The sequence below is a fragment of the Pseudomonas sp. PS02303 genome, assembly GCF_029959925.1.
GTDB classification, from domain to species: Bacteria; Pseudomonadota; Gammaproteobacteria; order Pseudomonadales; family Pseudomonadaceae; genus Aquipseudomonas; species Aquipseudomonas mandelii.
In genome coordinates, this window is sequence record NZ_JASCOM010000052.1 from 23008 (window position 1) to 33865 (window position 10858).

Annotated in this window: 9 protein-coding genes; 4 read left to right on the forward strand and 5 right to left on the reverse strand. The window is 52.4% G+C overall.

Translation table 11 applies throughout. The features are described 5' to 3' along the window. Nucleotides 1-321: 321 nt before the first annotated feature. Nucleotides 322-1152: an inositol monophosphatase family protein gene (locus QMX98_RS14565; RefSeq protein WP_077747138.1), complete on the forward strand. Its 831-nt coding sequence runs from the start codon at nt 322-324 to the stop codon at nt 1150-1152. A 131-nt stretch (nt 1153-1283) separates the two neighbouring features. Here the strand turns inward: QMX98_RS14565 and QMX98_RS14570 are convergent, their stop codons facing one another. Together QMX98_RS14570 and QMX98_RS14575 are read right to left on the reverse strand one after the other, a co-directional pair. Then, nucleotides 1284-1709, reverse strand: a complete 426-nt coding sequence (locus QMX98_RS14570; protein WP_046487091.1) for a hypothetical protein — start codon at nt 1707-1709, stop codon at nt 1284-1286. Then, on the reverse strand, nt 1706-3562 hold the full coding sequence (locus tag QMX98_RS14575; RefSeq protein ID WP_077747137.1) for a DEAD/DEAH box helicase family protein: 1857 nt from the start codon (nt 3560-3562) through the stop codon (nt 1706-1708). The genes QMX98_RS14570 and QMX98_RS14575 overlap by 4 nt, the downstream gene beginning before the upstream one ends. On the opposite strand from QMX98_RS14575, the gene QMX98_RS14580 reads away from it, so the two are divergent. After that, entirely contained in the window at nt 3561-3704 is a 144-nt protein-coding gene (locus QMX98_RS14580; RefSeq protein WP_156176573.1) for a hypothetical protein, read from the forward strand. The genes QMX98_RS14575 and QMX98_RS14580 overlap by 2 nt on opposite strands. Before the next feature lie 168 nt (nt 3705-3872). Here QMX98_RS14580 and QMX98_RS14585 read toward each other — a convergent pair whose 3' ends face one another. The 3 genes from QMX98_RS14585 to QMX98_RS14595 form a co-directional block, all read right to left on the reverse strand. Continuing rightward, nucleotides 3873-5777: an ATP-dependent helicase gene (locus QMX98_RS14585; RefSeq protein ID WP_077747136.1), complete on the reverse strand. Its 1905-nt coding sequence runs from the start codon at nt 5775-5777 to the stop codon at nt 3873-3875. Between the two features lie 2 nt (nt 5778-5779). Then, nucleotides 5780-7762, reverse strand: coding sequence for an AAA family ATPase (locus QMX98_RS14590; protein ID WP_046487085.1), 1983 nt, complete (start codon nt 7760-7762; stop codon nt 5780-5782). 272 nt (nt 7763-8034) lie between these two features. Further along, nucleotides 8035-8253 carry a helix-turn-helix transcriptional regulator gene (locus QMX98_RS14595; protein WP_077747135.1) on the reverse strand — a complete coding sequence of 73 codons (219 nt, stop codon included), beginning with the start codon at nt 8251-8253 and terminating at the stop codon, nt 8035-8037. 105 nt (nt 8254-8358) lie between these two features. On the opposite strand from QMX98_RS14595, the gene QMX98_RS14600 reads away from it, so the two are divergent. Together QMX98_RS14600 and QMX98_RS14605 are read left to right on the forward strand one after the other, a co-directional pair. Further along, entirely contained in the window at nt 8359-8919 is a 561-nt protein-coding gene (locus tag QMX98_RS14600; RefSeq protein ID WP_046487081.1) for a hypothetical protein, read from the forward strand. Then, nucleotides 8916-10304 carry a DEAD/DEAH box helicase family protein gene (locus tag QMX98_RS14605; RefSeq protein ID WP_282410954.1) on the forward strand — a complete coding sequence of 463 codons (1389 nt, stop codon included), beginning with the start codon at nt 8916-8918 and terminating at the stop codon, nt 10302-10304. The genes QMX98_RS14600 and QMX98_RS14605 overlap by 4 nt, the downstream gene beginning before the upstream one ends. The last annotated feature ends 554 nt before the right edge of the window (nt 10305-10858 follow it).

Below are 10858 nucleotides of genomic sequence, written 5' to 3' on the forward strand. Positions count from 1 at the left end.
CAGATATGCATTTAGGTGATTGTTTGCTTGCACCACCCAGGCCTTCAACTGGCTCAAAATCTCGGTCAAAGCTTGCTGCCCGTTCCAAGAATCTGCTCTGTTTGAGAGACCGCTTTTCCAGACCAGAGCGGGCTATCCGCCTGTATTCGACAATCTGCTTAAGCTTTAAAAGTATCTTCTTTGGTCTTCTCATGATGATCCTGGGGTATCGATATGGAACGACTTGCTATAAACGATGTGAATTGCAATCGGTATGCCTATCATGCGCCACAGCAGCCTTGGAGACATTCCCTGAGCGGTTTATCAGCCTTGAGGAGCCTTATGCCTGGTCCAAATCTTTCTGAACTACTTGCTCAAGTAACAGAGATCGTTCAACACGCAGGCGCTCTCCTCGCGGCCGAGTGGAGTCTTCCAGAGGGACCTCGAGGCATTGGTGACAAGGCCGCGATCGATGTCGAAATCGAATGTTTCTTGCGGCCAGAACTTCTCAGCGTGTTCAACTGCGATTTTTGGGGCGAAGAGACCGGGCACGTTCTGACAGGGCAGTCGTGGTGTTGGGTTGTAGACCCTAACGATGGCACCAGTGATTTTTTGAATGGCATGAAGGGATCAGCGATATCAGTAGGGCTACTGCATAACACCATTCCCGTGATGGGGGTCGTATACGCGCCAGTGACTTCTGAGGGGCACCCCGACTGCATCGGTTGGGCTGAGGGCACCCCCCATTTGATTCGCAACGGTCGAGCAGTGTCTGTACGCCTCGAGAATAAACAGCTTTCGAATCAGAGCACGATCATGGTGAGTGCAGCAGCGATGACAAAGCCAGAACTCAATCGTGAACTGTGTGCTCCAGGACATTTCCATGCAATGCCATCGATCGCGTACAGACTGGCAAGAGTGGCTGCGGGTGACGGAATTTGCGGCATCTCTCTCTACGCTGTTTCAGCGCATGATGTTGTGGCAGGTCATGCGCTGTTGAGAGGTGCCGGAGGCGTCTTATTGGATGAAAATGGGTCCGAGATTCGCTATGTGACAGAGGCACAGATGATGGCAGTTTCGCAACGCTGCTTTGGTGGATCACCTTCAGTATGTCGCGAGTTGAAAGCTCGTGAATGGAGTCTGGTGCTCGGGGGTTCAAACGCTATTGATTAGAAGCCTGACGATTGACCACCAGAATCGGTCAAAACCATGCTCTACGCGAGTAATTGAACTCTAGGGGTCACCCGATCGTTCCACACAGGACGGGGCACTCTCCGAGCGGTATATGTCCAGTTATACCTGGACTAAGCGACGAGCTTCAGACGAGGAAAGATGGCCACAAAATCGTCTGGGATAGTGGAAAGTATGGCCGTCACTTTCTCTTGTGGAAGACTGGTGGCCAGCATCGCTTCGAGTCTTTCAACTCGTTGGCGTATCGAGGCTGCACGATCCCACTGAATTGCGTATTTCTTTGCGACCTTCTGTTCGATGAGCACCAAGTTGCGACTACTGTCGTAGGTGTATCGCATCGCCACTTTCACAGGACAGTCGTTTTCATCGGTCTCGAGAAAGGTGATCTCAAATATCACACCATTCGATGTCTTACGGGATGCTGATTCGACGTAGGTGTCTTCGAACAGGTTGTCGATGAGGTCGCTAGGCTGAACGCCTCGGCTGATATGGAGAGTCGTCAGTTCGTCAACGAGTAATTTGATAGATTCGAGGCTCATCTCAGCATTTTCCTCAGTTCAGCGATGACTACTTCCACGTGCGCGATCGACTCGGAAAGCGAGCTATTATCACGCTCAGCAACCTTGCCGTACTTCTTAGCCAGCTTGGTATTGATAAAGCTCACCAGTATACCGTCGTTGGGAGTATTCGGCTTTGCCATCGGAACGTGAGCTGCGAATTTCCGATAAAGAGTAGAGCTTTTCTCGTCGATCCCTAGGTCGCTGAGCAGTGTGGCAACTTCATCTTGGGCCTTTTTGGTAAGGATCTCTCGAAGCTGCTTCCGCGCGATCTCTGGTCGTTTTTCCATGAGTGTCGGGTCGATGACTTGGGCGGCTTTCTTCATCTCAGCGTTGCGGATGACGTTCGTCAACTGTGCAAGCACGTCAGCGTCGTAACCCTCTATGCCCGGCAACTCTTTGACTTTCTGGGCCGCAAAAGCATCGATTTCGGCTCGTTTGTCAGAGAAAATCTTGTTGAAATCCAGGTCTTCCAAATAGGAATCCTGATCGCTGACAAAAGCTTCGGAGGAACCAACCCCCGCCAGGGACTCCTCTTTTCGAACGTATTCCTGGTCAGTGATCACGTATTCCTTGGTGCGTTGATGTTTTGCTCGATCAACCTCCTTCTGAAACGAGCTCCACATCTCATCCAGGCCGGTTTCCTCGTGGTAGATCACAACGGCGTTGTTATCAATCTCGAACGCTGTGATCTCCTCTATAGGGATTGCGCGAAGAACCCGGCCGACGATTTGAGCGAAAGCATTCAGGCTTCGATAGGGTCGAAAAAGTGCAAGAACCGTAAGGTATCTATGGTCATATCCTTCCATCAGCATGTTCACGGAGATGACCACGTCGCATTGATTGTTATCGATCGTTCTAAAAGCTGCATCGATGTCCGACTGCTCCATGTAGCTATGAACAATCGCCGCTCTCAGATTTTTGGCCTCGTACCAAGTACGCAAATCCTCGGCATGGGAAATACTGCAGCCCACAGCAAGGATTTTGTGAGGCACTTCAGGTGACGCTTTCTTCAGCTCGGTGAGGTTGTAAATGCTCTGGTCAATCACATCCAGTGAGCATTCCTTGGACAATGCAACGCTGCGCTGAACCCACTCAGGATCTTTGAACCCGAGAACTTCCTCCTTTGATAGCCTAACGCCAGGCTGGTCAGCCAACGTGAAATAGAGTTGATGAGCATTGACCGTTTCTTTTCTGAGCCATTTGACGTAGCGGTCTCTCATCACCTCAGACAGCGGCGTTGTGTGAATCAGCTTTCCGGGCACTTCCTGGTTGTCACCGCGAAATGGGGTTCCAGTTACAAATAGCTTTTTAGCCTTGGCGAAGTAGCCAAGTGTCTTTTGCCAAGTTTCAGCCGGCGCGTGATGCCCTTCATCGACGATGATCAGGTCGAAGAAGTCGGGTGGGACTCGCCTGGTCAGGCACGTAGAGCGGTCGCTGTGAATTTGCTGAATATTGGAGTAAACGATGTGGCTTTGCTCCAAGTTGCGCTGGAGCGTCAGCGAGTTGAACTCGCAAGTGACGGGCAGGTCATTTCCGCTGAAGATCACATCAAAGTTAATCCAGAAATTGTCCTCCAGGAGGTCCTGGGTCTTCCTGATGCTCTGCTTGGTCACAAGACCAGGGGTGATGATCAGGACACGCCCTTTCGCCATTCCAAACGGCACGATGGAAATCAGCCCTGATTTGCCCGTGCCCGTAGGCAGCACGATCAGCGCATCCTGCTCAGGATTGCTTGCAAAATGCTCTTGGGCCTTGATGTAGGCTTCGATTTGAGGCGTCCGCAGCTTACTGTTGCCTAAAATGTTAACGGCAGTGTCGGTAAAGTAATTCATGAAAAACTCTCTGGCGTTTTTCGAGAATCCACGACAAAACCGCCGCTCGAACGAGCAGCATGCGCTTGCGCAGATTGCGATAGAAAGAGAACTGTCGACAGCAACGAAGCTGTGGCGGGCATCGAAATATCCTTATTTCTGAATCAACTGGATCAACAAAGGCGGTTTAGAGGGCTGAACACGCTTTTTAATCATAATAGCCGAATCATATTGCTCAAGGTGCCTTGAATTTTCGAGCCTGCTCATGCCGCCACTGCCGAAGACAGTTCATAGCCACGATACTCTAACTTTGAAGTCTCGCTTAGAAACATCAATTCGATCCGGACGTAATTTGGACTCCGGCTTTGGTAAGCAGCTCGTACAGGATCGCAATTTTTGTTCGTGTGCCACGCGAGGCACAGTAAGTAAATATGACCCGCTGCTTGGCCCGGGTGAAAGCCACAAAAAATCCTGCTGTCGCCTCAATTTCATCCTGGGAAAAACTCCACCACGCGCCGTCATCCAGTCCGACAAAAATGACGGTGTGATACTCAAGGCCCTTGCTCTTGTGGATCGTCATCAATGGAATTGCGTGGACGCCTTCGTACATGTCGAGGGCGTGGGACCAGTCCGTACTGTGGAACGAGGTGGACAGAAGATGTTCCGCCGTCGCGTCTAGCACTTTTTCTAGCCAGGTTCCCTGGTCATAGGCAGGGTTGGAGCGGATCACATGCTCTGGACCCACGAAATTTAGGATGTCGTCAACAAGTGCGCGCGAGGCCGACTTGCTTTTTGGGGAATGGGAGTAACGTGCAGCCAGTTCGGTTGTATAGGTATCCAACTCACGCGCGAGCCTACTCTGCCTGATTGCGTCATCGGCATCGATCCCTCTCATTGACGCGAGCCAATTCTGGCAGGTCGACCAATAACCACCAGCTCGCGGAGTCATTGCGAGGCGGAGAACGGTGACCAGCAACTTTGAGATTTCCTCTGCCATCAGCTCTTGCAGCATCACTTTGCCGACCATTCCAGCTTCGTTACGCAGAGACAAGTTTTCGCTCGCGAAAGCAGGTTCTAAAAGTTCGGCATACTCTCCTGCCTTTTGTCGAACCAGGATGACGAAATCTCGAGGAGCCAGTTTCAGATGGGCAATGTAGGACGCCACTGATCGTGCCAACTGCCGCGCTTCAATTTTCGGACTTGCAAAATCGAGAATTGAGCAACTTTCTCCGTCAATTGTGCCATCAGCCTGAGATACCGGCTGTACGGCTCGCGCGTCTAACGCCTGGGCCAGCACGTGCTGGATACGTACCAACTCCGGCGAAGATCGGTAATTGTTGAAGAGCGAAGTCCGGGCACCTTCGAAATCGGCATCGAAGGCAGAAAAAGGATCATCCATCGCCATTGCCCAACGCATGATCTGCTGCTTGTTATCTCCGACAGCAGTCACGATGGTTTCTGTGCCTCGGAAAATCGTGCTTACCAGATCGTACTGGACCCTGGTGGTGTCCTGGAATTCGTCCATGAACAAATGCGAATAAGTGAGGCGCAGGGCATCCCGTACCATCGGGTTGACTCGCAACAACAGTTCAGCGAGACGGCCAATCATCGCGAAAGACAGCACACTTTTGCCGCCGTTGTGGAGTGACTGTTGCCAGAACGCATCTGCCGCCCATTGTTCGACAGTTGGGGCCGGCCATCCGTCTACAGGCAGCGGTAAGCCGAGCAGGTGCTGGCGCTCAAATGTTTTTGGCCCAATTCCACGCACGTCATTTTTCGTTCCGATTATCGAAGGCGGCGCTGGAAGCTCATGAAGGAACTCACGAAAATCTCGTTCATTGTGAGTCGCGATCTCGTAATCGGGTCTTGGCCGCCAGCGATCCGGCAACGCCTGACCGAAGCGGTCGACCAATCCTTTTGCAAACGCATCAAACGTCATGGAGTCGAAGCGGCTCGCATGGGTGTGGTGGCAGCGCTGGCGTACGCGTGCTGCCAGATTTGACGCAGCATCGCGCTTGAAACTAATAGCTAGAATGCGCCGAGGAGATGGGGCCGCATCAGTCTGAAGGAGAAAGGCGGCGCGCTGCGCGAGCAGTTCTGTCTTGCCAGCGCCCGGCCCCGCAATAACGGACCGATTTTTTCGCGAACGAGCCACCGTCAGCGCATTCGCCTCCAGAGCTTTCACCCCTACGGGCTTCCAGTCCTCGGGACGTATTCGGCGTGACGAAACGGCCATGATCAGTCTCGCCTTAAGGAGCTGGCAATATGTCGAACAACTTCGGCTAGAACTGCTGGCATTTCTGCGATCAGACTCGCCTTGCTAATCCGGGCCAATGCCGCAAGGTGCGTAGCTGGCTTGCTATGGGTGAGAAAGTGGTACCGATATTGCGGAAACGATTCCGGGTAGTCCTCGTAGGGCCCCGTGTATACCGCAAGTCCCGGACCTGATGTGCCCAGCACAACTTCCGCCGCCTTGTCGGCGGCCATGCGGGGGCCACCTCCTTTCGGAATCACAGCGGCATAGTCATCGGGGAAGGCATTTAGCATCTCCAGATCAAGGTCCAGCGGCGCAGAGAAGAAGACGTTGTATTTCTTCAGCCTATTCATCCAACCCAACAGGTTGGAGTGGTCAGTTGGGTTGCTCCATTTGTGCATTCCGGCCAACTTTGCGTCGGTCATAATGCCGGATGTGATTTTGAGGATTTTGTCCTTAGGTTCGCCGAACTCAATAAGCTTCTCCAGAGCTGTTTTTACTCGCCCCCAACCTCCACCATCGCGGCCGAGATCCAAGTCCAAGAGAGTTGCGTAAGGAATACCTAGTCCCTTAAGTAAGCGCCAGAAATATTGGACGTGTCTTCCACCGAGAGGGACGATCGCGACGAAAGCTGGGTCGATGAGAAGATCAAGTGCCTCGGCGAGTTGAGGGAGGACGATCCTTTCCGAATCACCCTCAACGAGCAGGACAAACCGCGCGAAGTACAGCTCGGGATAGGCCAATATGGCACCACGCACAAACTTGCTGGCCTCCACATCACCAGCCGGCAGCTCAATTCGCTTCACATTAGATATGCGCGTCTTGGCGTTACAGCGGCAGTAACGAACCTCGCTAGGCTCGACGCGACTAAGAACTGCCGGCGAATGGCTCGTAATTATGGCCTGCGCCCCACTGGCCTCAGTCAACGATCGAACTTGGCGGATGATTCGAGCAAGGAAGTAGGGCGAAAGATGGTTTTCAGGTTCCTCAAGGGCAAACAGTGTGAGCGCAGGAATATGCAGTGCATCCTTTCGAAATCCGTCTACAGAACCTTCAACGACCTCGCGCTCTAAGTCAAAAACGGCGGCGGCCAATGCAAAATAAAATAGCGACTGTTGTCCGTCGCTAAGGGCTTCGATACCTCTTTCTCGTCCGTCAGGCCCCTGCTCAAATATGACTGCAATCTTGTTTATCACCTCCTCAAACCGTCGGCTCACCAGACTGAGCCTAGGCTTGGTATTAGAAGCGTCGTCATGCAGATCTGCCCAGCGCGTTTGCAGGGCCTCGGTGATTGCGGTGATCGCAGACTCGCCTTCAAACGCGGCTGTCAGGCTCTCAGTCGCCTCCTGCACTTTGTCTTCAGTGTCGGAGGACCATTCAATAGCCCTCAGGAGTCGGGCGGCCAGGGTACCGGCAGTTGCACGGATTTGGCCGGCGGCATCCCGGCTAGCTGGAGTGTAATAAAGTTGTATAAGGCCCCGATCGGTTACAGCCACTGGCTGGTATTTGTCCTCTGCGGGCTCCTTATCCAGGCTATCGATCCAAAAGAGATTCTGTGAAACCTCTCCCTCAAGCGTGCCGTCGTCGTCCCATTGTGCTTCAAGCCGCATTCGGCAAACGGGCGCTTGGGCCGCTCTCGTAATCAGCATGTGCCGAAATGAAGGGGCGATGATTTCTGGGGTTGCAGACCCGTCCAGCAACTCAGGGAAGGCAATAAGCGCCTCGATGTAGAGTTCTTTGGAATCGCGGCTCTCAGGATCCTCTCCGGGGGCGAGGTGGAAATCCGAAAATGATACGGTGCGCTGCGCCCGCGTGACCCCGAACATCTTCGACATAGCCTGCAGAAGCGCAGTTTTACCCGCAGCGTTAGGACCAACGATTGTGGTGACCTCAGCTGAGATAGGGATGGCAATCTCATTCGGGCCGAAACAGCGAAAGCCAGATACCGTGATCGACTCGATGCGCACAGGTTCCTTCCTCAATGCGGTAACGGGCACACATGCTCGTTACTATCCGGCGAGGTTAGCGCAGTATCCCTTCGCGCACAGCCCTCTAACCCCCGATTTTTGGGCCACTCTGGCCAATTAGGTATTTTGGCCAAGGCTATCAGCTACGGGATAGCAGCAAGCTGATTTCAGCCCCCCAAGCACCAGTGCGAGCATCCCCCTCGATCCATCGGCGAGCCTTGCGAAAATCGGTCAGTGCTTCTTCAGAGAAGGGTCGATCTAGAGTCAGGGCTCTAACGACTGATGTATGGCAGCAGGGTGTGAGGTTGGCAATCCAGTTGGTATGCGATGCGGTAGAGCTTCTCGATCGTAAGGTTGACTTCGCCTCTCTCGATCCTACCGACATAGCTGCGATCCATCATACATACGTGCGCTAAAGCATCTTGAGATAGGCCTACCGATATCCTTCGCTCACGGATGTTCTGCCCGAGATCCTTTGCCAGCTGATGCATAACCGCCTCGACTTACTCAAGGCGAAACTATCCGTCGTTTGCGGACTAGGTGGCGACGGATTATAATCCGCATTTGTATAGCTATTTGCATTCCTAGGTGCCTGCATGAAACCGGCTACATTTAAGTTAAACAGGCACATCTGCGAGTTACTCCAGGAAGAGAAACTCCAACGATTCACCACTCTCGACCTTCGAGATGCCTACGCTCAGAAAATAGCCCCATCAGATATCGGTCTCGGTGAGCTCTGGAAATATGTATATGAGCAGGTCCGCCGCTTGAAGCATGTCGGATGGATTCGGCAAGATGAAGTGCGTCGAAAACGAGGACAGGTCTTTCACGTGCTAGACAAGCCAGAGCTTCTCTCTGTTGAACTCGTCGACTGCAATTTCATGAGTTGTTCCCCTCAGCAAGGTCAAAGCCCTACTGCGAGTATTCTTAAACCGTTTGAGGCGCCTTCCCAACGGCTTGAGACGTTGGCCAAAGAAATTCGGTTGGACTTGCTCACATCCATGGGCGAGGCTGAGCGGTATAAACAGCTCTTGAATGAAATGCCACAGCTGAAAGTCTGGGTTGAAGATAATTACATTGAGGCCCGCGATCGAAGCTCTCGGCTACTTGGTCACCTCAAGGCTGTCGAGAAGACCTTAAAGTCGCTAGCCGCATGAATGTCTCTCTGCGCGCCTGGCAGACTGCATGCGTTGATGCAGCTCTATCTCGTTATAAGCATTCTCCGCATTTTTTTTGCCAAGCAACCCCTGGTGCAGGAAAGAGCAGAATGGCGGCGGAAATCGCCCGTCAACTATTGCTCTCCGGTGAGATTGATCTTGTGCTCTGTTTTGCTCCGTCCTGCCAAGTAGTAGAGGGATTGAGGAATACATTTTCAGGTGTGTTAAACCGCCAGTTTGATGGCCTATTAGGCTCTATTGGTGTCGCCACCACTTATCAAGGCATGCATCATCAGGGTGAAGAATTCTGGAGGCTGCTTGATAAATATCGAGTCTTCGCAGTGTTCGATGAGATCCACCACTGCGCAGGCCATGACCCACTTTTTAGCAATTCTTGGGGGCAGATCATTCTGCAGAGGGTTCAAGACAGAGCTGCCTATACCCTTGCGCTATCAGGTACACCTTGGCGGTCGGATGAGAGAGCTATTGCATTGGCAAGGTACTCAAATCCGGAGGGCCGCCTGATCTGCGACTTTCGCTACGGCATTGAGGAGGCGATATCAGACAAGGTATGCCGTCCTCCCCGTATCGTGCTGATCGATAACAATGCAATAAGACTGACAGAGCAAGTGGGTAACAGCTCAACGGACGTTGTTTATCCCAGCATTGCCCAGCTCCTCACTGAGTCTCCCGTTAATTTTGAGGACTTACTCTCTAACGATGAGATCGTGCAACAGACCATCGAATTGGGCTGTGAACGGCTAAATGAGATCCGGAAGGTCACCCCAAATGCCGCGGGCTTGGTGGTAGCGACTAACGTCCGGCACGCCAATCAGATTGCCTCTATTTTGATGGCCCGCGGTGAAAATTGTTTGGTCGTCACAAACCAGACTCCCGGGGCTCAAGGCCTTATTGATAAGTTTCGCAATAGCAATGATCGCTGGATCGTGGCAGTGGGGATGATTAGCGAGGGCACCGATATTCCAAGACTGCAGGTCTGCTGCTACCTCAGTAGGATTCGCACAGAACTACATTACCGGCAGGTGCTGGGGCGGGTGTTGAGACGCATGGGAGATATTGATGAGCATGCATGGCTATATGCGCTTGCAGAGCCCCTTTTGCAACAATTCTCCCAGCGGATTGCCGAGGATCTTCCAGAGGATCTGGCCGTTCTGGATTATGTTCAAGGCGCCAGCTCGCGTTTTGCATGGGAAAAAAATAGTGAGCTCGAAGCACCCTTCGATGGCTCAACTGAAATTTCGATACACCGTGCAGTTCCTCAAGTAGAGGGTGAACTATCGTTCGTAGGGGATGTAGAGAGAAAAGGCCTCTACGAACTGGATATCTCGTCAAGCTTTCGAACAGAGATTCTTGCTTATTATTGAATTCCGGCACCGCATGATGATTGCTAGATCCTTCAGATCAGCCAGAGCAGCCTGGACCGGAAACCATAGCTGCCAGTCATTTGTGTCTACAGAGTCAGGGGCAATTCAATCAGAGGGCAGTTCAGCGGCACGCTCTGGGGCTCTGTAAATATTCTATAGCGAGGGATGGTGGTGCCATCGTACGTGTTTGTCGGTTCGTGAAGATACCTACGATGAGGAAGTATACCCGGCCTTCGAATGACTGACTGATGGGTTGCCGATTGCCTTCCTGACCGGCAGCTGTTGGCCGTTTTTGTCTGTCGCGAAGGACGGCAACTGACCGTGAAGCGGTCAGTCATGACAGATAAAAAGCGACCAAGTGAAGTCGTTCGCTATGGGGATATGTATTTTTGAATAAGAGGCTCGTAGATACTCAATATGGAATTCGAGCGAGTTTTGATGCTGGTACGACCATACAACGTACTCCGCCAAAAAATTAAATTCCTAAGAGTTGCGCTCACAAGTACAGGGGGAAAGGGGGAAAGGGGGAAAGGGGGAAAGGGGGAAAGCTTACA